Here is a 22,204-nt window from a genome sequence, read left to right as displayed (position 1 = left end):
ACCTCGGATAGAGGATGGGCAAACCCTTTTCTGAGAGGTAGCGCAATTGTTTCCCCATGCGGGGCGGGGTAAGATCCCCCCGCCGTTAAAACAGGCCCGACAGGGTGAGGTTGTAATGAAGATTTATATCATGCGTCATGGCCAGGCTGGCATGAATGCGAAAACCGATGAACAGCGCCCCCTGACTGAACAAGGGGTTGCCGAGTCACTGCACATGGCGCGCTGGTTGGCCCCTCAATTGGACAATGGTCTCGGGTTGGCTATTCACAGCAACTACCTGCGGGCGCGTCAGACCTGGCAGGCAATCAGCCAGGTGCTGCCAGTACCGGCCAGCGTCGAGGAGAGTGGCGACATCACCCCTTACGGCGATCCGGCGCTGGTGGCCAGCTATCTCACCGCCCTGGCCGAGCAGCATGACAGCATCCTCATGGTCAGCCATCTGCCCCTGGTTGGCTATCTGGTACAGATGTTGAGCCCGGCGGCAGGGGCGCCGATGTTTGCTACCTCAGGGCTCGCTTGCATCGAATGGAAAGAAGGCAAAGGTGACTTGCTCTGGTTGTCAGGACCTCATACAATACATCTCGAAACAATTTGATAACATTTGGTTTTTTCAGTGTTTCGGATTGTTGTTCATGGATGAATATCCAATTTTCAGGGAACCATTTCGCAGAAACTGCTGTCATACGGGTACAACTGCATAGAGGTTGCAACGATGAGAGTATTTAAAAAATACCTGCCGCTGATGGTGGCAAAGCACGTCAAGACCTTCTTCAAGGGGCGCATTTACATCCATGGCCGTGGCCGCTTCGACTTCCAGTCCGGGCTGTTAATGATGCCGAATCAGGCCGACTTGCCTCACCGTCAGACGGTGGTCGAAGTCAATGCCATGATAGGTCGTCTGCACATGGACGCAGCTTGATAGTGTCATCAGTCGGCTTTTGCGACGTCGTGCCCAGACCCTCCCCGGAGGGTCTGATTGTTTCTGCCTGGGCTGACCGGATCCTCATGGGGTGAACCGTCGCCATCCTGATCGGCCACTTGCACCCTGCCTCACCTCATTCCTCATGAAATAGCGCTTGCACCCAGGACGGGGCTTCCTAAAATGAGCGCCTGTTTCTTCGGGTGTCACATATCATGCCTCCATTGGCGGTGCTTTTTCCCTTCTCCTGCATGGCCATCTGGGCCGGTAACGGTATCGTCAGCAAGTTGTCGGTCGGTTTATTGTCGCCGGCGGCCATGGCCTGGTCCCGCTGGCTGGTGGCCGCGCTCATTTTGACCCCCTTTCTTGCCCGATCTGCCTGGCGGCAGCGTGTCCGGATCTGGGCGGGTTTTGGCAAGCTTGCCATGCTGGCGCTGCTTGGCATGGTGCTCAACCAGACCTTTGGCTATTACGCGGCTCAAACCCTTGGCGCTACCGAGATTGGCTTGATGATGGGCTTGACGCCGTTGCTGACGGTATTGCTCAGCGCCTGGGTGCTGCATGAGCGCCCCAGTTGGGGCGCGCTGCTCGGTGGACTCATCTCCCTGCTTGGCCTGCTGGTGTTGCTGGGGCAGGGCAATCCCGCCCAGTTACTCCAGCAGGGCGTTCAGGCAGGCTCTCTCTATATGTTGATGTCGGCACTCACCTATGCCCTCTACAGCGTGCTGCTCAAGCGCTGGCAGCTTGGACTGGACAGCTGGACCATGCTCTACGGCCAGGTGCTGTGCAGCTTGTTGTTTCTTACCCCCTTCTTCTTGCTCAACGATGGCACGCTGCCCGACAGCCGTGCACTCTGGCTCATCCTCTACGCAGGCATCCCCACCTCGGCTCTCTCCCCCTGGCTCTGGATGCAGGGCATCTCGCGTCTGGGAGCCAACCGTACGGCTATCTTCATGAACTTGTTACCCATCATGACGGCGGTATTGGCGGTCAGTCTGCTGGGGGAGACCCTCACCCCTTATCACCTGATAGGCGGCGGCCTCACCCTGTTTGGGGTACTGATTGCCCAGTTGATGGTCAAGCCCATCGTCAGTCGCAAGGCGGTGCCCGTGAGCTAAACGGGCAGTAATAAAACGCAACAGCCCCGCAGTGCGGGGCTGTTTCGTATCCAGGTCAGCTCAAGCTTGAGTCACTACTGGGCTATCAGGTACATATCTTTGGAATAGACCAGATCCTGCGGGTTGTGGTAGGGATAGCCCTTCACAAAGGGCTTGAGCAGACGCGACTTCACATAGAAGTAGACGGGAGCGATGGGTGCCTCCTTGTCGAGGATCACCTCGGCCTGCTGGTAGAGTTGGTTGCGCTCGGCCGGATCTTGTGAATCATGGGCCTGGGCGAGCAGGGCATCATATTGCTTGTTGACCCATTTGCCGCTGTTGGCCGAGCTGGTGGAGGTCATGATATCGAGGAAGGTGGAGGCATCGTTGTAATCGCCATTCCAGGAGTAGCGACTCACCCCGAAATCCCCCTCGTTGAGGGCGTAGACCATGGTCTTCCACTCCATGTTGTTGAGCTCGGATTTGACCCCCAGGTTGTGTTTCCACATGGAGGAGATGGCCAGGGCTATCTTCTTGTGGCCTTCGTTGGTGTTGTAGAGAATATCCACATCCAATGGATTGTCCGGGCCATAACCGGCCTCTGCCAGCAGGGCTTTGGCCTCCTTGACCCGCTCTTCCTTGCTCATCTGCTGACTGAGGGGTTGTTTTAGCTCGAAGCCGTCGACGATGGGCGGAGTGAAGCTGTAGGCCGAGATCTGTCCCTGACCCAGGATCTTGCCGGTGATGGTATCGCGATCTATGGCCAAGGAGAGCGCCTTGCGCACCCGAGGATCGTCAAAGGGTTTGCGCTGGGTGTTGAACACATAGTAATAGCTGGCAAGGAGAGGCACGTTGAGCAGCTCGCCCGGGGTCGATTTCTTCAATATGGGATACTGCTCAAGGGGATAGCTGGTGTAGTGCAGGCTGCCAGCCCGATAGCGGTTATAGGCGGCGGTATCGGCCACTATCTCCAGATAGAGCACCTTGTTGATCACCGTGTTGGCGTTGTCCCAATAGTTGGGATTGCGCTCGGCAACCAGCCGCTCGTTGGGTGTCCACTCCTTGAGCATGAAGGCTCCGTTGGAGACGATATTGCCCGGTTTGACCCACTCCTGGCCGTACTTGGCGATGGTCGCCTTGGGGGCCGGGAAGGTGGTGTAGTGGGAGAGTGTCTTGAGGAAGAAGGGCACCGGGGCCTTGAGGCGGATCCGCAGGGTATGCGCATCGATGGCCTCGATGCCAAGGGTATCCGGGCTTTGCTTGCCTGCCAGCACCTCGCTGGCGCCGATCACACCGGTCAGCTCGATAAACCAGGCGTAGTTGGAGGCCGTCTTGGGATCTGCGGCCCGCTGCCAGCCATAGACATAGTCTGCCGCCGTCACTGGCTCACCGTTGGACCACTTGGCATCGGGCCTGAGTTTGAAGGTATAGACGGTGCCGCTGGCATCCACGTCATAGCTCAGGGCGCCAGCCGGTGTGAGCTTGCCATCCCCGTTCACGGTATAAAGGCCTTCAAACAGGTCGTTGACGATCTCGCTGCCTGAACTTTCTTCCACCAACTGAGGATCGATGGAGGCTGGCTCAGCGCCAATATTGCGCACGAAGGTCTGCTGGTCGGGGGGGAGCAGCTTGGTGCCAGCCGGCACCTGAGCCGCCAGAGCGGGCAGCGAGAACAGGGCAAGCACTGCACCTGCGATTAGGGTCTTCTTCATTGAATATCCTTATGTTTTTAATGCTTCCAAAGCGGTTCCAGTGTGCGATATCCATGGTTAAAGCTCAAGAGGTGAGCGGGGGCCCATGGCGTCAACATCCGGGAATTTCGGGCAGTTTGACAACCGAGCAGGGGGAGAGGATAGCGCATAGGCCGACTTGATGGCAGGAGAGGGGCGTCATCAGGATCGCCAGATATATCACAGCGAATTAACTTGGAGAAATCGCCCTGAAATGAGCAACTCAGCTGGGGTTTATCCTAGTGCGGCAAGCATTTTTGAACATAAATTCAACGAGTTAATTCGCTGCAAAAACAAAATTTCAACGTTACATTAGGTTACATAATAACGATGCCGGGCTCGGCACTTTTTTTGTGCCGCCCTGCAAACGTTTTCACCGCCAACGGAAACGCTCAAAGGAAACATAATGAAGAACATGATCACCCTGGGTGAGTACATCGTCAAAAAACAGGCGGACTATCCGACCGCGACCGGCGAACTCAGCTCCTTGCTCAGCTCCATTCGCCTCGCAGCCAAGGTGGTCAACCGGGAGATCAACAAAGCGGGACTGGCCGATATCATGGGCTCGGTGGGATCCTCGAACGTGCAGGGTGAAGAGCAGCAGAAGCTGGATGTCTACGCCAACGAGCGCTTCAAGGCAGCGCTGGAAGCGAGGGGGGAAGTGTGTGGCATGGCCTCTGAGGAGGAAGAGGACTTCGTCGCCTTCGATTCGGCTCTCTCGGCGCACTCCAAATATGTGGTACTGATTGATCCCCTGGATGGCTCCTCCAACATAGACGTCAACGTCTCGGTCGGGACCATCTTCTCCATCTACCGTCGCGTCAGCGAGCCGGGCACTCCCGTGGAGCTGAATGACTTCCTGCAGCCGGGCCATCAACAGGTTGCCGCAGGTTATGTGGTCTATGGTTCCTCCACCATGCTGGTTTACACCACCGGGTTCGGAGTCAACGGTTTTACCTATGATCCCTCCATCGGCTGTTTCTGCCTCTCCCATGAGAACATGCGGGTTCCTCAAGAGGGCAAGATCTACTCGATCAACGAGGGCAACTACATCAAGTTCCCGGACGGGGTGAAGAAGTACCTCAAATATTGTCAGGAACTGGACGAGGCGACTCACCGACCCTATACCGCCCGTTATATCGGCTCCTTGGTATCGGATTTTCACCGCAATCTGCTCAAGGGGGGGATCTACATCTATCCGTCCGGCACCAACTCACCCAATGGCAAACTGCGTCTGCTCTATGAGTGCAACCCCCTTGCTTTCCTGGTAGAACAGGCGGGTGGCAAGGCCTCAGACGGTTTCCGTCGCATCATGGACATACAACCGACAGCCCTGCATCAGCGCACCCCTTATTTTGTGGGTTCGACACAAATGGTCGAGCGAGCCGAAGCGCTCATGGCAGAGTATTCCGCCCACGAAGAGACCAAGTGCTGAGTCAAACCACCTGGATGCCACAATGAAAAAGGCCGCGAAAGCGGCCTTTTTCATTGTGCCTGCGGCTCAGTTAACAGCCTGTTTGCTCACCAGCTGTAACAGCTCGTAGCGTATGTTGGGGGCATCGGCGGGGGCATTGTCCACCTTGAATTTGGCAATCTTCAGCTCGTACAGATAACCAGGCTCGAATGTAAAGCCTTGAATATGATTGTAAAACAGCGTCCAGTCCTGCTCCTTGCTCTCTTTGACCTGCATGCACTGCATGGGACCGACCCCGATGCAGGGCACCAGTGCGGCATTGACGAAGAGGGTCTCCCCCTCTGGGGCAGTGACCTGTTGGCAGCCAGCCAGCATCAGGGCGGCGGCAAGTAGGGGGAATTTCATGGGCATGGTCTCGTTGGCAAATTCAAGCGGGGATTAAAATGCGAAAAAAAAAGGCGGTCAATGACCGCCTTCCTGATCACCTTGCATGAAAAGCGCCGATCAGCGCTGTTCCAGGGGGGTGAATTCTCGCTCTGAAGCGCCGATATAGAGCTGGCGCGGGCGGCCAATCTTCTGATCCGGATCAGACAGCATTTCGTTCCAGTGGGCAATCCAGCCGATGGTACGGGACATGGCGAAGATCACGGTGAACATGCTGATCGGGATACCGATAGCCTTCATGATGATGCCGGAGTAGAAGTCCACGTTCGGGTAGAGCTTCTTCTCGATGAAGTAGGCGTCGGACAGTGCAATGCGTTCCAGCTCCATGGCCACGGCCAGCAGCGGATCCTTGATCTGCAGCTCTTCGAGTACCTCGTGGCAGGTTTGACGCATGACCTGGGCACGGGGATCGTGGTTTTTGTAGACGCGATGGCCAAAGCCCATGAGGCGGAAGGGATCGTTCTTGTCCTTGGCCTTCTCGATGAACTCGGGGATGCGATCCACAGAGCCGATCTCCTCGAGCATCTTGAGACAGGCTTCGTTGGCTCCACCATGAGCCGGTCCCCACAGGGAAGCGATCCCGGCGGAGATACAGGCGAAGGGGTTGGCACCGGAGGAGCCTGCCAGTCGCACGGTAGAGGTAGAGGCGTTCTGCTCATGATCCGCATGCAGAGTAAAGATGCGATCCATGGCGCGCTCGACGATGGGGTTGACCTTGTACTCTTCGGTCGGCACACCAAACATCATATGCAGGAAGTTGCCTGCATAGGAGAGGCCGTTGCGCGGATGCATGAAGGGCTGACCGACCGAGTATTTGTAACTCATGGCCGCCAGCGTAGGCATCTTGGAGAGCAGGCGGAAGGCGCAGATCTCGCGGTGCTGCTCGTTGTTGATGTCCAGCGCGTCATGATAGAAGGCGGACAGGGCACCGACTACACCACACATGATGGCCATGGGGTGGGCATCACGGCGGAAGCCGCGGAAGAAGTAAACGATCTGTTCATGGACCATGGTATGGCGCATGACCATACGTTCGAACTCGGCGTACTGGGCCTTGGTAGGCGCTTCGCCGTACAGCAGTATGTAGCAGACTTCCAGATAGCTAGCTTGGGTAGCCAACTGGGCAATGGGGTAACCACGGTGCAGCAAGACACCCTGATCGCCATCGATGTAAGTAATGGAGGATTTACAAGAACCTGTGGCCATAAAGCCGGGGTCGAAGGTGAAATAACCCTGGGCGCCCAGTTTTCTGACGTCAATGACATCGGGTCCAAGAGTTCCGGACAGGATCGGCAGTTCTACCGGCTCTTTTCCGGGTAAGTGTAGGGTGGCTATTTTATCAGCCATAGCACGTCTCCTTTGCTCTTTTATAATTAGTTCCAGTCGTACTCTATTACGAGATTGATGACTCAGGCAAAAAGGTTTCTCACCCTTTTCTTCCCCGGGGGGCGGCTGGAGCGCCTTATTTGAACCAGAGATCACCCCCCTTGTCAATTTTGCTGAATGATCATTAATGCCTTGTTAAACAGGATGTGAGATCTGGTTTACGGTTTTGGGTTTTCTTTGTAGCTATTTGATTGTCATTGGTTAAGCCCGCCGATATACTGCGCCTCGTGGGTGATGGCTGTCGGTGTTTGAAACGCTTTCGCAAAGCCAGATGTGATAATGAAAATGTTATTTTTGGCTTTTCCGAGTTGTTTTGGTAACAAAAACCTAACAAATGCCACTCCGTGCCCTCAATAGTTTGTGAAAACAATAACTAACGTGCTCAATGGAGCTGAGTGGGCAAAGCCGTGAAAAATAAACAGAGACCTGTAAACCTCGACCTACAGACTATCAGCTTTCCTGTCACCGCCATCGCTTCCATCTTGCATCGTGTCTCAGGGGTGATCACCTTTGTGGCGCTTTCCATCTTGCTGTGGATGCTTGGTACTTCCCTTTCCTCTCCCGAGGGTTTTGACACAGTCATGTCCATCCTGGACAACTTCCTGGTCAAGCTCGTGTTCTGGGGGATCCTGACGGCGCTCGCCTACCATATCGTGCTTGGTATTCGTCACCTGATCATGGACATGGGTTATTGGGAAGAGTTGGAATCCGGCTCACAGAGCGCCCGTGTGGCCTTCGTGATCACCGGCGTTTTGGCGGTATTGGCGGGGGTACTGGTATGGTAACCAATTCTGCAACCTTCGGGCGCAGCGGCGTTCACGATTACATCCTGATCCGCGCCACCGCTCTCATCATGACGTTTTACACCCTTTATCTGGTGGGATTCGTCGCCTTCAACGACATCACCTATGACGTCTGGGTCGGCTTCTTTGCCAGCACCTTCACCAAGGTGTTCACCCTGTTGGCCCTCTTCTCCGTGCTGATCCATGCCTGGATTGGTCTGTGGCAGGTGCTGACCGACTATATCAAGCCGGTAGGTCTACGGGGCGCGCTGCAATTTGCCCTGGTAGTGGTCTTGTTTGTCTATCTGATGACGGCTTTCGTCGTGCTGTGGGGTGTATAAGGTGACTATTCCAACTCGTGAATTTGATGCCGTGGTGATTGGCGCAGGTGGCGCTGGCATGCGCGCCGCGCTGCAGATCGCCCAATCCGGCAAGAGCTGTGCACTGTTGTCCAAGGTGTTTCCGACCCGCTCTCATACCGTATCCGCCCAGGGCGGTATCACGGTTGCACTGGGTAACGCCCACGATGACAACTGGCAGTGGCACATGTATGACACGGTCAAAGGCTCCGATTACATCGGTGATCAGGAAGCCATCGAATACATGTGCAAGACAGGTCCGGAAGCTGTCTATGAGCTGGAGAACATGGGCTTGCCCTTCTCCCGCTTCGACAATGGCCGTGTCTATCAGCGCCCTTTTGGCGGCCAGTCCAAGAATTTCGGTGGTGAGCAGGCCGCACGTACTGCGGCTGCGGCAGACCGTACCGGTCATGCCCTGTTGCACACCCTCTATCAACAGAACGTGAAGAGCAAGACCACCGTCTTCTCCGAGTGGTACGCCCTGGACTTGGTCAAGAACCAGGATGGCCACATCGTTGGCTGCACCGCCATCGACATGGAGAGCGGAGAAGTCGTCTACTTCAAAGCCAAGGCCACGGTGCTGGCCACCGGCGGCGCAGGTCGCATCTACCAATCCACCACCAATGCCCACATCAACACCGGTGACGGCGTTGGCATGGCGCTGCGTGCCGGGGTCGGTGTGCAGGACATGGAGTTCTGGCAATTCCACCCGACCGGCATTGCCGGGGCAGGGGTGTTGGTCACTGAAGGGTGCCGCGGTGAAGGCGGTTACCTGCTCAACAAAGACGGCGAACGCTTCATGGAGCGTTATGCGCCCAACGCCAAGGACCTGGCTGGTCGTGACGTGGTGGCCCGCTCCATCATGATCGAAATTCGCGAAGGCCGTGGTTGCGATGGTCCCTGGGGTCCGCACGTCAAGCTCAAGCTGGATCACCTGGGCAAAGAGGTGCTCGAATCTCGTCTGCCGGGTATCTGCGAGCTGTCGCGTACCTTTGCTCACGTGGATCCAGTTGTCGAGCCTATCCCTGTCATCCCGACTTGCCACTACATGATGGGCGGCGTGCCGACCAGCGTGAACGGCCAATGTCTGACGCAAGACAAAGATGGCAATGATGTGCCTGTGGTCGGTCTGTTCGCCGTGGGTGAAATCGCCTGCGTCTCCGTACACGGAGCCAACCGTCTGGGCGGCAACTCCCTGCTGGATCTCATCGTGTTTGGTCGCGCGGCTGGCATGCACCTGGTCAACACCTTGGGCGAGATGGAGCATGGCCGCGAGGCGTCCGACGCCGAGCTGGAAGCTGCCTTGGCCCGCTTCAATCGTTGGGAAAACAACCGCGATGGTGAAGATCCTGCCCAGATCCGCAAAGACTTGCAGGACTGCATGCAGCGCAACTTCTCGGTGTTCCGCGAAGGGGATGCGATGGCCGAAGGGCTTGCCGAGCTGAAACTCATCCGCGAGCGGCTCAAGAATGCCCGCCTGGATGACACCTCCAAGGAGTTCAACACCCAGCGCATCGAGTGCCTGGAGCTGGACAACCTGATGGAGACGGCGTTTGCCACTGCGGTGGCGGCCAACTTCCGTACCGAGAGCCGGGGCGCCCACAGCCGCTTCGACTTCCCGGAGCGTGACGACGACAGCTGGCTGTGCCACAGCCTCTACCATCCGGACACTGAGTCCATGACTCGTCGCGCGGTCAATATGTCTCCGAAAACTCGCGAGGCATTCCCACCCAAGGTGCGGACTTACTGATTGCGGAGCCAGGCCTGGCCGGTCTGTGAAGAGGTGGGAGACTCTCCCATCTCTCATCGCAGGCGTGGACTTACTGATTGCGGAGCCACGCCTAGCCGGTCTGTAAAGAGGTGGGAGGCATTCCCTCTCTCATCGAAGGCGTGGACATATTGATTGCGGAGCAAAGCACAATGAACGTCACATTCTCGGTATATCGCTATAACCCGGACGTTGATAACGCCCCACATATGAAGGATTATCGTCTTGATATTCCTGAAGGTTCCGACATGATGGTGCTCGATGCACTGATCCAGTTGAAAGAGCTGGATCCCACCTTGTCCTTCCGCCGCTCTTGCCGCGAAGGGGTCTGTGGATCGGACGGGATCAACATGAATGGCAAGAACGGTCTTGCCTGTATCACGCCACTTTCGGATCTGCTGAAGAAGGGTAGCAAGGTGGTGATTCGCCCCTTGCCTGGCCTGCCGGTGATCCGGGATCTGGTCATAGACATGACCCAGTTCTACACCCAGTGGGAGAAGGTGAAGCCCTTCCTCATCAACGAAGATAAATTGCCGCCCGTGCGTGAGCACCTGCAATCCCCTGAAGAGCGTGCCAAGCTCGACGGCCTGTACGAATGTATCCTCTGTGCCTGCTGCTCGACCTCTTGCCCCTCCTTCTGGTGGAACCCGGATAAGTTCATCGGCCCCGCTGGCCTGCTCGCCGCCTACCGCTGGTTGGCCGACAGCCGCGACAGCGCAGCGACCGAGCGTCTGGGCAATCTGGATGATGCCTTCAGCGTCTTCCGTTGCCACGGCATCATGAACTGCGTGAGCGTCTGTCCCAAGGGCTTGAACCCGACCAAGGCCATAGGTCATATCAAGTCGATGTTGCTTAATCGGGCTGTGTAATAAGCCAGGGCCCCGCCGCAAGGGCAGGGGCCCGACCTCTGGATGGCCACTCAACCCCTGGAAGGGTGGCTGTTTGACCCCTACAAAAACTGCCAAACGGCAGTGACAAGAAGTACAAGGGATAGACATGCATAACGGCGTGATGAAGGCCTGGTTGGAGTCATCTCACCTGGCTGGTGCGAATGCAAGCTATATAGAGGATTTGTACGAATCCTTTCTGGACGATCCCGATTCCGTCGCCGACGAGTGGCGCAGCATTTTTGCTTCGCTGCCCCAAGTCAATGGTCACGCGGTCGAACAACCCCACTCTCAGGTCCGCGATTATTTCCGTCGTCTGGCCAAAGACCCCTCCCGTTTCAGTGCCGCCGTGTCCGATCCGCAAGTGGATGCCAAACAGGTGCGGGTACTGCAACTGATCAACGCCTTCCGTTTCCGTGGTCACCAGAACGCCAAGCTGGATCCCCTCGGTCTCTGGGCCCGGGAAACCGTTGCCGAGCTCGATCCGGCTTACCATAACCTGCAAGGCGCAGACATGGAGGCCACCTTCAATGTGGGCTCCTACGCCATCGGTCGCGAGACCATGGTGCTCTCCGATCTCTACGCCTCGCTGAAGAAAACCTACTGCGGCTCCATCGGAGCCGACTATATGCACCTCACCTCCACCGAAGAGAAACGTTGGCTGCAAGACCGCCTCGAATCCATCGAAGGGAAGGGGAGCTATAGCCAGGAAGAGAAGACGCGTCTCCTCGAGAACCTGACTGCCGCCGAAGGGCTGGAAAAATACCTGGGTGCCAAATTCCCCGGCGCCAAGCGTTTCTCCCTGGAAGGGGGCGATGCCATGGTGCCCATGCTCAAGGAGCTGATCCGTCGCGCCGGTGAGCAGGGCTGCAAAGAGGCTGTGATTGGCATGGCCCACCGTGGTCGCCTCAACGTGCTGATCAACGTGCTCGGCAAGCGTGCGCAGGAGCTGTTTGACGAGTTCGCGGGCAAGCATGGCGAATCTTGGGGCACAGGGGATGTGAAGTACCACATGGGCTTCTCGTCCGATTTCGCGACCCCGGGTGGCAACGTGCATCTGGCGCTGGCCTTCAACCCCTCTCACCTCGAGATAGTCAACCCGGTGGTCATCGGCTCTGTCCGTGCCCGTATGGACAGACGTGGTGACAAGGATGGCTCCAGTGTCTTGCCCATCACCATTCACGGTGACTCGGCCATCGCCGGTCAAGGTGTGGTGGCGGAAACCTTCAACATGTCCCAGACCCGTGCCTATGGCGTCGGCGGAACTGTGCGCATCGTCATCAACAACCAGGTGGGCTTTACCACCTCCAACATGCGTGACGTGCGCTCCACCGAATATTGCACCGACATCGCCAAGGCGGTGCAGGCGCCCGTGTTGCACGTCAACGGTGATGATCCGGAAGCCGTGGTGCTGGTCACCCAAATTGCGCTGGATTACCGCAACACCTTCAAGCGCGATGTGGTGATTGAGCTGGTTTGTTATCGTCGTCATGGCCACAACGAGGCCGACGAGCCGAGCGCGACTCAGCCTTTGATGTACCAGAAGATCAAACAGCATCCGACCCCGCGCAAGATCTACGCCGATCAGCTGATTGCCGAAGGGGTGATAGGTGCTGAGCTGGCGACCGCTCAGGTCAACGAGTACCGTGATGCCCTGGACAAGGGCGAGCGAGTGGTCAAAGAGTGGCGCCCCATGGAGCTGCACTCCGTCGACTGGACCCCTTACCTGGGTCACGACTGGGCCATGTCCTATGACGCCGGTCTGCCCCTCGATGAGCTCAAATCCTTGGGGGAGCGGGTCAGCCAGTATCCGGCTGCGCATCAATTGCAGCGTCAGGTCGAAAAGATTTATGAAGACAGGCGCACCATGGCCGCCGGCGACAAGCTGCTGGACTGGGGGTTCGCCGAGACCCTGGCCTACGCCAGCCTGGTGGACAAGGGGTCACGCATCCGTATCACGGGGCAGGATTCCGGTCGTGGCACCTTCTTCCACCGCCATGCGGTACTGCACAACCAGAAAGATGCCAGCACCTATACCCCGCTGTGCAACATCAGTGACGAGCAAGGCCCGTTTGAGGTGTTCGACTCTGTGCTGTCCGAAGAGGCTGTATTGGCGTTCGAATATGGCTACGCCACCACCGAACCGACCGGTCTGACTATCTGGGAAGCGCAGTTTGGTGATTTCGCCAACGGCGCCCAGGTGGTGATCGACCAGTTCCTCTCTTCCGGTGAGCAGAAGTGGGGTCGTATGTGCGGCCTGACCATGCTGCTGCCCCACGGTTACGAGGGACAGGGGCCGGAACACTCCTCCGCCCGTCTGGAGCGTTACTTGCAGATGTGCGCCGAGCACAACATGCAGGTCTGTGTGCCCTCCAATCCAGCCCAGGTCTATCACATGTTGCGTCGCCAGGTGATCCGACCCATGCGTCGCCCGCTGATCGTGATGTCGCCGAAGTCCTTGCTGCGCCACCCGCTGGCGGTGAGCAAGCTCGAAGAGCTGGCAGAGGGTACCTTCCAGAACGCCATCGGCGAGATCGATGCACTGGATCCAAAAGGGGTCAAACGCGTGGTGTTCTGCTCCGGCAAGGTCTACTACGACCTGCTCGATGCCCGTCGCAAGGCCGAGCAGCAGGATGTGGCGCTGGTGCGCATCGAGCAGCTCTATCCCTTCCCGGAAGCAGAAGTGCGCGCCATCCTCGCCGATTACGCCCACGTCACCGATTTCGTCTGGTGCCAGGAAGAGCCGCAAAACCAGGGAGCCTGGTACAGCACCCGTCATCACTATGATGGCGTGCTGCATGCCGGTGCCACCCTGCGTTACGCCGGTCGTCCGGCCTCCGCCTCACCCGCGGTCGGTTACATGTCTGTCCACGCCAAGCAGCAGAAAGCCTTGGTGGAAGACGCCCTTACTCTGGCCTAAGCCCTGAACAAGAAGTAACAAGGAACTGATTACATGACTATCGAGATCAAGGTACCGGACCTGCCGGAATCAGTGGCCGACGCCACCATCGCCACCTGGCACAAACGCCCTGGGGATCTGGTTGCCCGTGATGAAGTACTGGTCGACATCGAGACCGACAAGGTCGTCCTGGAAGTCCCAGCACCGGAAGCCGGTATTCTGGGTGACATCCTGCAGGCTGAGGGCGCGACTGTGCTCTCCCGCCAGCTGATCGCCATGCTCAAGGCCGCCCCCGTGGCAGGCGAAGAGACCAAGGACAAGCCGGTAGAAGCCGCAGCCGACGCCGCAGGTGACGATCTGAGCCCCTCGGTACGCCGTCTGGTGGCCGAGCACGCCATCGACGTCGCCAAACTCAACGGCACCGGCAAGGGGGGGCGCATCACCAAAGAAGATGTGGAAGCCTTCCTCAAGGTGGGCAACAAGCCTGCTGCCGCGCCGGTGGCTGCGGCCCCGGTCGCCGCCGTGGCTCCCTTGGCTGCGCGCACCGAGAAGCGCGTGCCCATGACCCGCCTGCGCAAGCGCATCGCCGAGCGTCTGCTGGAGGCCAAGAACACTACCGCCATGCTGACGACCTTCAACGAGATCAACATGGCGCCCATCATGAAGCTGCGCAAGCAGTACGGCGAGATCTTCGAGAAGAAGCACGGCGTCAAGCTTGGCTTCATGTCCTTCTACGTCAAGGCCGTGGTCGAATCCCTCAAGCGCTACCCGGAAGTGAATGCGGCGCTCGACGGTGACGATGTCGTCTATCACAACTACTTCGATGTCAGCATCGCCGTCTCCACTCCCCGTGGTCTGGTGACGCCGGTACTGCGCGATTGCGACAGCATGAGCCTGGCCGACATCGAGAAGGCCATCAAGGAACTGGCGGGCAAGGGCCGTGACGGCAAGCTGACCGTCGATGAGCTGACCGGTGGCAACTTCACCATCACCAACGGCGGTGTGTTCGGTTCCCTGATGTCCACGCCGATCATCAACCCGCCCCAGAGCGCCATCCTGGGGATGCACAAGATCCAGGACAGGCCCATGGCGGTAAACGGCCAGGTGGAAATCCTGCCGATGATGTACCTGGCCCTCTCTTATGATCACCGCATCGTCGACGGCCGCGAGTCGGTCGGCTTCCTGGTCTCCATCAAGGAGTTGCTGGAAGATCCGACCCGTCTGCTGCTGGACGTCTGATCGCACAAGGATATAGGGGCCTGTCCGGGCCCCTATCGCAGGGGCATTGAGAAACACCCCAACGGATATAACGACAACACGGATAGAACATCATGAATTTGCATGAATATCAGGCAAAACAGCTGTTTGCCAAATATGGCCTGCCGGTCTCTGAAGGTTATGCCTGCGCTACCCCGCAGGAAGCGGCTGAAGCTGCCGACAAGATTGGCGGCAACATGTGGGTCGTCAAGTGCCAGGTGCACGCCGGTGGTCGCGGTAAAGCGGGCGGCGTGAAACTGGCCAAGAGCAAGGACGAGATCCGTGCCTTCGCCCAACACTGGCTCGGCAAGAATCTGGTCACTTACCAGACTGACGCCAATGGTCAGCCGGTGACCAAGATCCTGGTGGAGTCCTGCACCGACATCGCCAAGGAGCTCTACCTGGGCGCCGTGGTCGATCGCAGCAGCCGCCGCGTGGTCTTCATGGCCTCCACCGAGGGTGGCGTGGACATCGAGAAGATTGCTCACGAAACCCCGGAACTCATTCACAAGGCGGCCATCGATCCACTGGTCGGCCCACAGGCTTATCAGGCGCGCGAGCTGGCTTTCAAGCTGGGCCTCAACGGCGATCAGATCAAACAGTTCACCAAGATCTTCATGGGTCTGGGCAAGATGTTCCAGGATTGCGACTTCGCGCTGCTGGAAATCAATCCCCTGGTGATCACCGACAAGGGCAACCTGCATTGCCTGGACGGCAAGATCAACATCGATGCCAACGCCATGTACCGTCAGCCCAAGCTGCGCGAGATGCATGATCCCTCCCAGGATGACCCCCGCGAAGCGCACGCCGCCCAGTGGGAGCTGAACTATGTGGCGCTCGATGGCAACATCGGCTGCATGGTCAACGGCGCAGGCTTGGCCATGGGGACCATGGACATCGTCAACCTGCACGGCGGCTCACCGGCCAACTTCCTGGATGTCGGCGGTGGCGCCACCAAGGAGCGCGTGACCGAGGCGTTCAAGATTATTCTGTCTGACAGCAAGGTACAGGCCGTACTGGTCAATATCTTCGGCGGCATAGTGCGCTGCGACATGATTGCCGAAGGCATCATAGGCGCGGTCAAGGAAGTGGGTGTCAAGGTACCCGTGGTGGTGCGTCTGGAAGGCAACAATGCCGAACTGGGTGCCCAGAAACTGGCCGAAAGCGGCCTCAACATCATCGCCGCCAAGAGTCTGACTGACGCAGCGCAGCAAGTGGTTAAAGCAGCGGAGGCCAAATAATGAGCGTTCTGATCAACAAAGATACCAAGGTCATCTGCCAGGGCTTCACCGGCGGCCAGGGTACTTTCCACTCCGAACAGGCGATCGCCTACGGAACCCAGATGGTTGGCGGCGTGTCGCCAGGCAAGGGGGGGACCACTCACCTGGGCCTGCCGGTATTCAACACGGTGCGTGATGCCGTGGAAGCTACTGGCGCCACTGCCTCCGTCATCTATGTACCGGCACCTTTCTGCAAGGACGCCATCCTGGAAGCGATTGATGCGGGCATCCAGCTCATCGTCACCATCACCGAAGGCATCCCGACTCTGGACATGCTGGACGTCAAGGTGAAACTGCAGGAAACCGGCGTGCGGATGATAGGCCCGAACTGCCCAGGGGTGATCACCCCGGGTGAGTGCAAGATCGGTATCATGCCGGGCCACATCCACAAACCGGGCAAAGTGGGCATCGTCTCCCGCTCCGGCACCCTGACCTATGAAGCAGTCAAGCAGACCACGGACGAAGGCTTCGGCCAGTCCACCTGCGTCGGCATCGGTGGTGACCCCATCCCGGGCTCCAACTTCATCGACATCCTGGAAATGTTCCAGAACGATCCCAAGACCGAAGCCATCGTCATGATCGGCGAGATCGGTGGCAGTGCCGAAGAAGAAGCGGCAGCTTACATCAAGGCCCACGTCACCAAGCCGGTGGTCTCCTACATCGCAGGCGTGACCGCGCCTCCGGGCAAGCGTATGGGCCATGCTGGCGCCATCATCGCAGGCGGCAAGGGCACTGCGGCCGAGAAGTTTGCCGCCCTGGAAGATGCCGGCGTGAAAACCGTGCGCTCCCTGGCCGACATCGGCAAGGCCCTGCGTGAAGTGACCGGCTGGTAAGTCAGTCCGTTATCTCTGATAGCAAAATGCCGCCCTTGGGGCGGCATTTTTTATGGTATTCAGATACTGGTTAGCCGCATGGCGTTCTGCCATCAGAGGGCAAGATGGCAGAGAGCACCAAGCGTATGGAATGACGTAGTTGCTCCTCGGGTATCCCCATCCTTGCTTGGGCGCTCAGGGCGATCAACTGCGACAACAGTATTTTGGTCAGATAATGATGAGACTCTTCATCACACTCTTTCGCGAGCGCCCGTTTTACCCGCTGTCCTATTGCTGCTTCTATCTCGTTGACCGATTGTCGCAGGCGATCACGCACCTCGCTGTCATTAGGTGCATCACTCAGTGCCGTTGACAGCAGCAGGCAGCCGAGCGCATTCCCTTCACAGTAGTGCTCAATGGCGCATTCGTAGAATGCCGTCATGTCCTCAGACAGTGATCGTCCCGCTTCCAACTCAGGTTGTAGTCGGCTACGCACTGTATCCCTAAAGTGATCCAGTGCGGCGAGATACATACTGTGCTTGTTGCCGAAGGCTGCAAATAGGCTGGGTCTATTCATCCCGGTGGCCGAGACCAGCGCATCCAGTGATGTTGCCACATAGCCATTTAAACGAAAGGTTTCAGTCAAAGCGGATAAAGCCAGTTCCTTTTGATAGGCAGGAGGTCTGCCACGTCGCACATTCATTTTGTACCCTATTGCATAAAAATACTTTGCCTTTATTATGTACCAATTGGTAAAAAATGGACAAGGGGTACTTATGGGGAACGTCATGGGCAGTCTGGAATGGGGCGCTGTGGATCAGGGAAGGATGAGTCTGATGGAAAAGGGGCAGATCTGCATCAATCTACTATTGGCTCGGTCGGAGGATGTAATGGAAGCGGCCCTGCTTCATGGCGGCTTGCTCAAGCAGCCGGATATCGAGCTGGACTCACTGATGCCAAGACCTGGTGCCTTGGTTGAAGACGCCCTGGACTTGGCACAGCGTACCCACTCTCTGCCACTGCTGCGACACAGCTGGCGTACCTATTGGTTCAGCGCACTGATAGGTACTCAGCAAAAGATCCACTATGACCCTTCATTGCTGTTTGCTGCCGCCATCTTGCATGACATTGGCCTGACAGAGGGGCATCACCCTGCACCATGTGAGTGTTGCTTTGCCGTCAGCGGAGGCCAGAGGGCTCACAACTACTTGATGGAAAAGGGCCATCCCCCTGCATTAACTTACAGGGTAGGGGACGCAATTGCTCGTCATCTGAACATCCGGTTATCTCGTTACCAGAATCATCCGGAGACTTACTTGCTCTCTCGTGGGGCACTGTGTGATCTGGTTGGATTAGGCCGGCATCGTATCGCTGCGAGATTGCGGGCCGAGGTGATAAGGCGGTTCCCGCGAGATGGCGTAGAAGACGCGCTCAAGCTGAGCCCCACGACACACTGTACAGGTAGCCGTGGGCGATTTATCAGTATCCTGACGAGCGGGCGCTTGCCACACGACCCACTCAATGTGGATCCTTGAATCGAGGTTTGCGGGTGAAGAGGCTGGGACATTCATCTTCTGGATAAGGGAAGCCAGCAGATAGAGTGAGTGATTCCCTCTCTAAGCCATCTATTAAATGACCCCGGACAACTCGGATGTTGAGCGCGCTATGCCCATAGGTCAAAATCATCCTGTTGCTACCGCTGATAATATCCGCCCTCGACCGCCAACCTTGAAAAATCTGGCCATTAAGGGTATAACCACGCGCTTTCCTGGTCTATTTAGTGAGCCCCGCCATGCAGCAAGTCGAGAAAATACAGCCAACTCCTTTTTGGCAGGAAAAGACCCTGCAGCAGATGACCATGGCCGAGTGGGAGTCTCTGTGCGACGGCTGCGGCAAGTGCTGCCTCAACAAGCTGATCGATGCCGATACTGATGAACTGGTGTTCACCAACGTGGCCTGCAACCTGCTCAACACCAAAAGCTGCCAATGCTCCGACTACCACAACCGCTTCAAGAAAGAGCCGGACTGTCTGCAGATCACCGTGGACAAGATAGATGAGTACCAATGGCTGCCATCCAGCTGTGCCTATCGCTTGCTGGCCGAGGGGCAAGCGCTGCCCGAGTGGCATCCACTGCTGACCGGCAGCCGTTCCGCCATGCACCAGGCGGGCCAGTCGGTACGCGGCAAGGTCATCCATGAGCGTGATGCCGGTGAGTGGGAAGATCACATCATCACCTGGGCCAGCTGAGCCAGCCATTCTCCCATCTCTCCAAGAGCCACCCAGGTGGCTCTTGTCGTTGCTGGCCCTTGGATTCGGAGGTTGGCGAAGATGATGCTCGGTTGGCAACGCTTAGTCCGCAAGGGGAGGGCAAGATGGGAAGGTGAGGGGGAGTGCGAAACAGAACAATGGGCCTGATTAGGACATAAAAAAAGAGCCGCAGATGCGGCTCTTTTTAATGGCTGTCGGATCCCTTATGGGCGGCCAGCCGGGCTATGGGCCTTATTGACCGCAGCCGTGCTGCCTGCGTGACGGCCAGAGCTGGCGACGTCATTGCGCTGCAGAGGTTGGCTATCGACGGGCTCGGCGGTCGGCAGGGCAGGCACCTCGGCCGGAGTGGCCATGGGGGCGGATGCCTTCCGGGCCTGGGCCAGCAGACCACCGGCGGAGCGTACAGCCGGTGTGGCAGCAGGCTTGGCCACCGCAGCTGCGACAGGCGCCGCCACTGGGGCTTCTTGCTCTTCTACCGCAGCCACAACCACAGGGGTTTCGACTTCGACAGGGGCAACCACTGGCGCGGCTTCCACCTTGGCTTCAACAGCTTCGACCTTCACTTCAGGCTGAACGGTTTCCACCACGGCCGGCGCTACTGGCTCAACGATAGCATCGCTCTGAACCTGAACCTGAACCTCGGCAGAGGCTTGCGCCACGATCGGCGTCTCAACCTGAGTCTCAGCGACGACAGGGGCTGCGGTTTCAGCAACCTCGACCTGAGTTGGCTCTGCCGTCACCACTGGTGCGGCTTCGACCATGTCGACCGGGGCAGTCTGAACGACAGCAGCTGGCTCTGCCTGCGCGACGACAGGGGCGACCGGCTCGCTGACCACCGCTTTACTGGTATCAACGAAAGGCACTTCCGGCAGGTGGTGATCATTGTCAATCACGGCGTGTTCTACCAGAGCGGCAGATGCCTGAGTCGCGGCGGCAACGGCATCATGGCTCAGGGGAGCAAGCTGGGTCAGGGGCTCATTGCTCTGGACCTGGGGCTGTTCCTCTTCGCGCTGGCTGCGAGCATCTTCGTTGATGCGCTTGCGACGCTGACCTTCGCTCCGCGAGCCACGGGGGTTACGGCGGGAGCGACGCTGGCCGTCCTGCTCATCACCCTGCTCGGCATCACTCCCTTCGGCAGCGTCTACCGGCTCAACTGGCAGTTCGGCCTGAGGCCCATCGACCCGGATCTGCTTGCGCAGTTGGCGACGTTCACGGCGTTCGGCGACGATCAGCTCCTTCTCCTGGTGGATCTCTTGTTGAGTATCAACCGGGGTCTGCAGCGGTTCGGCGGCGATGGCCTGAACCTCAAGCTCGGCACGGGGTTCACGAGGCTGGCGAGGTTCACGCTCACCACGAGGCTCGCGAGGTTGACGCGGCTCACGGGGTTGGCGAGGTTCACGCTCGACCCGGGCTTCGCGATCCTGACGTGGTTCACGCTCGGCACGGGGCTCGCGCGGCTGGCGAGGTTCACGTTCCTGACGCGGTTCGCGATCCTGACGTGGCTCACGCTCGGCACGGGGTTCGCGCTCTGTGCGGGCAGCTTGCTCCGGACGCGGTTCACGCTCTTTACGCGGACGACGGGCACGATTGTCACCCTGCTCGCCACTCTTGGCGTCACGGCGCTGCTCATTGTTGTCGTTGCGATTGCGGTTTCCCTGGCCTTGGCGGGGGCGGCGCTCATCACGTTGATGACGATGAGGCTCTTCCTTGCGGGCTTCGGTTTGAGCCGGTGCCGCTGGTTTGGCGTCGGTGGCTGCCGGGCTGCTGGCGAAGAGGCCGGCGATGGCTTTGAACAGCTTGCTCACCAGACCTGCTTCGGCCACGGCGGGTGCCGCAACAGGGGCGGCAGCCTGAGGGGCTACGGCCGCAGGGGCTGGTTGAGCTGGCTGGATGAAGCCCTGCAGCAGCGGCTGTTCCCGCTCGACCACCTGGGTCTGCTTGGGTTGATAGACCGGCTTGGCGACTTCGGTTTTCAGCTCATAGCTCACCGCTTCGGCGATCTCATTCTTGCGAATGCGGGTCACTTCGTAGTGAGGGGTTTCCAGATGCTGATTGGGGATGATGTAGAGGCGAACCTCGTTACGCTGCTCGAGGCTGGCGATGGAGCTGCGTTTCTCGTTGAGCAGGTAGGCGGCAACATCCACCGGCACCTGGGCATGAACCTGTTCGGTATTGTCCTTGAGCGCCTCTTCTTCGATAAGACGCAGGATAGAGAGGGCCAGTGATTCGTTGTCACGGATCACACCCTGCCCCTGGCAACGAGGGCAGATATGACTGCTGGATTCGTTGAGGGAGGGGCGCAGACGCTGGCGGGACATCTCCAGCAGACCGAAGCGGGAGATACGGCCGAGCTGGATACGGGCTCTGTCTTGATGCACGGCTTCACGCAGACGGTTTCCACTTCGCGCTGATGGCGAACCGGGGTCATGTCGATGAAGTCGATGACGATCAGACCACCCAGGTCACGCAGGCGCAGTTGGCGAGCAATCTCGTCGGCCGCTTCCAGGTTGGTTTGCAGCGCCGTCTCTTCGATATCGCCACCCTTGGTTGCCCGGGAGGAGTTGATATCGATGGAGGTCAGGGCCTCGGTCGGATCGATGACGATGCTGCCGCCGGAAGGCAGACGCACTTCACGCTGGAAGGCAGACTCAATCTGGCTCTCAATCTGGAAGTGGTTGAACAGCGCCACGTCACCCTGGTACAGCTTCACGCGATTGAGGAAATCGGGGCGAACCAGTTCGATATGTGCCTTGGCACGCTCGAAGATGACGGGGTTATCGATCAGGATCTCGCCGACATCGCGACGCAAATAGTCACGAATGGCACGCACGATCACGTTGCTTTCCTGATGGATGAGCACGGGAGCGTTGCGTTGCAAGGAGGCCTTGTGGATGGAATCCC

General features: G+C 58.2%; 18 protein-coding genes and 1 pseudogene. 14 read left to right on the top strand and 5 right to left on the bottom strand.

Going from position 1 to position 22,204, the window contains the following annotated elements:
* Positions 1 to 115 precede the first annotated feature (115 nt).
* The 3 genes from sixA (at position 116) to G113_RS06505 (ending at position 2,037) form a co-directional block, all read left to right on the top strand.
* The gene (gene sixA / locus G113_RS06515; protein ID WP_005896905.1) at positions 116 to 595 is read left to right on the top strand and encodes a phosphohistidine phosphatase SixA; all 480 of its coding nucleotides are present in this window, start codon (positions 116 to 118) and stop codon (positions 593 to 595) included.
* A 117-nt stretch (positions 596 to 712) separates the two neighbouring features.
* Positions 713 to 919 carry a DUF1107 domain-containing protein gene (locus tag G113_RS06510; RefSeq protein WP_005896903.1) on the top strand — a complete coding sequence of 69 codons (207 nt, stop codon included), beginning with the start codon at positions 713 to 715 and terminating at the stop codon, positions 917 to 919.
* Between the two features lie 215 nt (positions 920 to 1,134).
* A complete protein-coding gene (locus tag G113_RS06505; RefSeq protein WP_005896901.1) occupies positions 1,135 to 2,037 on the top strand; it encodes a DMT family transporter in 903 nt (300 codons plus the stop codon).
* Positions 2,038 to 2,111: 74 nt separating this feature from the next.
* Here the strand turns inward: G113_RS06505 and G113_RS06500 are convergent, their stop codons facing one another.
* The gene (locus tag G113_RS06500; protein ID WP_005896899.1) at positions 2,112 to 3,728 is read right to left on the bottom strand and encodes a peptide ABC transporter substrate-binding protein; all 1,617 of its coding nucleotides are present in this window, start codon (positions 3,726 to 3,728) and stop codon (positions 2,112 to 2,114) included.
* 424 nt (positions 3,729 to 4,152) lie between these two features.
* On the opposite strand from G113_RS06500, the gene fbp reads away from it, so the two are divergent.
* Positions 4,153 to 5,181, top strand: a complete 1,029-nt coding sequence (gene fbp / locus G113_RS06495) for a class 1 fructose-bisphosphatase (protein WP_040318971.1) — start codon at positions 4,153 to 4,155, stop codon at positions 5,179 to 5,181.
* 66 nt (positions 5,182 to 5,247) lie between these two features.
* Here fbp and G113_RS06490 read toward each other — a convergent pair whose 3' ends face one another.
* Both G113_RS06490 and G113_RS06485 read right to left on the bottom strand, forming a co-directional pair.
* The gene (locus G113_RS06490) at positions 5,248 to 5,565 is read right to left on the bottom strand and encodes a DUF4377 domain-containing protein (RefSeq protein ID WP_005896896.1); all 318 of its coding nucleotides are present in this window, start codon (positions 5,563 to 5,565) and stop codon (positions 5,248 to 5,250) included.
* A gap of 99 nt (positions 5,566 to 5,664) precedes the next feature.
* Entirely contained in the window at positions 5,665 to 6,951 is a 1,287-nt protein-coding gene (locus G113_RS06485) for a citrate synthase (RefSeq protein WP_005896894.1), read from the bottom strand.
* 434 nt (positions 6,952 to 7,385) lie between these two features.
* On the opposite strand from G113_RS06485, the gene sdhC reads away from it, so the two are divergent.
* From sdhC to sucD, 8 genes are all read left to right on the top strand, one after another.
* Positions 7,386 to 7,775, top strand: a complete 390-nt coding sequence (sdhC, locus tag G113_RS06480; protein WP_005896892.1) for a succinate dehydrogenase cytochrome b556 subunit — start codon at positions 7,386 to 7,388, stop codon at positions 7,773 to 7,775.
* Positions 7,769 to 8,113 carry a succinate dehydrogenase, hydrophobic membrane anchor protein gene (gene sdhD, locus G113_RS06475; RefSeq protein WP_005896890.1) on the top strand — a complete coding sequence of 115 codons (345 nt, stop codon included), beginning with the start codon at positions 7,769 to 7,771 and terminating at the stop codon, positions 8,111 to 8,113. Before sdhC ends, sdhD begins: the two co-directional genes overlap by 7 nt.
* 1 nt (position 8,114) lies before the next feature.
* A complete protein-coding gene (sdhA, locus tag G113_RS06470; protein ID WP_040318970.1) occupies positions 8,115 to 9,881 on the top strand; it encodes a succinate dehydrogenase flavoprotein subunit in 1,767 nt (588 codons plus the stop codon).
* A gap of 170 nt (positions 9,882 to 10,051) precedes the next feature.
* A complete protein-coding gene (locus tag G113_RS06465) occupies positions 10,052 to 10,768 on the top strand; it encodes a succinate dehydrogenase iron-sulfur subunit (protein ID WP_005896885.1) in 717 nt (238 codons plus the stop codon).
* 127 nt (positions 10,769 to 10,895) lie between these two features.
* Positions 10,896 to 13,706 carry a 2-oxoglutarate dehydrogenase E1 component gene (gene sucA / locus G113_RS06460; protein ID WP_005896883.1) on the top strand — a complete coding sequence of 937 codons (2,811 nt, stop codon included), beginning with the start codon at positions 10,896 to 10,898 and terminating at the stop codon, positions 13,704 to 13,706.
* 33 nt (positions 13,707 to 13,739) lie between these two features.
* A complete protein-coding gene (gene odhB / locus G113_RS06455) occupies positions 13,740 to 14,924 on the top strand; it encodes a 2-oxoglutarate dehydrogenase complex dihydrolipoyllysine-residue succinyltransferase (RefSeq protein ID WP_005896881.1) in 1,185 nt (394 codons plus the stop codon).
* A 92-nt stretch (positions 14,925 to 15,016) separates the two neighbouring features.
* Positions 15,017 to 16,183 (top strand): ADP-forming succinate--CoA ligase subunit beta, encoded by a 1,167-nt coding sequence (gene sucC, locus G113_RS06450; RefSeq protein ID WP_005896879.1) that lies wholly within the window; start codon positions 15,017 to 15,019, stop codon positions 16,181 to 16,183.
* Positions 16,183 to 17,055, top strand: a complete 873-nt coding sequence (sucD, locus tag G113_RS06445; protein WP_005896873.1) for a succinate--CoA ligase subunit alpha — start codon at positions 16,183 to 16,185, stop codon at positions 17,053 to 17,055. The genes sucC and sucD overlap by 1 nt, the downstream gene beginning before the upstream one ends.
* Positions 17,056 to 17,125: 70 nt before the next feature.
* Here sucD and G113_RS06440 read toward each other — a convergent pair whose 3' ends face one another.
* Entirely contained in the window at positions 17,126 to 17,737 is a 612-nt protein-coding gene (locus G113_RS06440; RefSeq protein WP_040318973.1) for a TetR/AcrR family transcriptional regulator, read from the bottom strand.
* An 85-nt stretch (positions 17,738 to 17,822) separates the two neighbouring features.
* Between G113_RS06440 and G113_RS06435 the strand changes: the two genes are divergently transcribed.
* Both G113_RS06435 and G113_RS06430 read left to right on the top strand, forming a co-directional pair.
* The gene (locus G113_RS06435; RefSeq protein WP_040318972.1) at positions 17,823 to 18,569 is read left to right on the top strand and encodes an HD domain-containing protein; all 747 of its coding nucleotides are present in this window, start codon (positions 17,823 to 17,825) and stop codon (positions 18,567 to 18,569) included.
* A 257-nt stretch (positions 18,570 to 18,826) separates the two neighbouring features.
* Complete coding sequence (locus G113_RS06430) at positions 18,827 to 19,282, top strand: YcgN family cysteine cluster protein (RefSeq protein ID WP_005896866.1); 456 nt, start codon at positions 18,827 to 18,829, stop codon at positions 19,280 to 19,282.
* Between the two features lie 224 nt (positions 19,283 to 19,506).
* On the opposite strand, the pseudogene G113_RS06425 reads toward G113_RS06430, so the two are convergent.
* Positions 19,507 to 22,204 (bottom strand): annotated as a pseudogene (locus tag G113_RS06425) (ribonuclease E/G); the annotation flags it as partial.

Origin of the sequence: Aeromonas molluscorum 848, assembly GCF_000388115.1 — a bacterium.
GTDB lineage: Bacteria > Pseudomonadota > Gammaproteobacteria > Enterobacterales > Aeromonadaceae > Aeromonas > Aeromonas molluscorum.
This window is presented reverse-complemented; position numbering and strand designations above follow the sequence as displayed.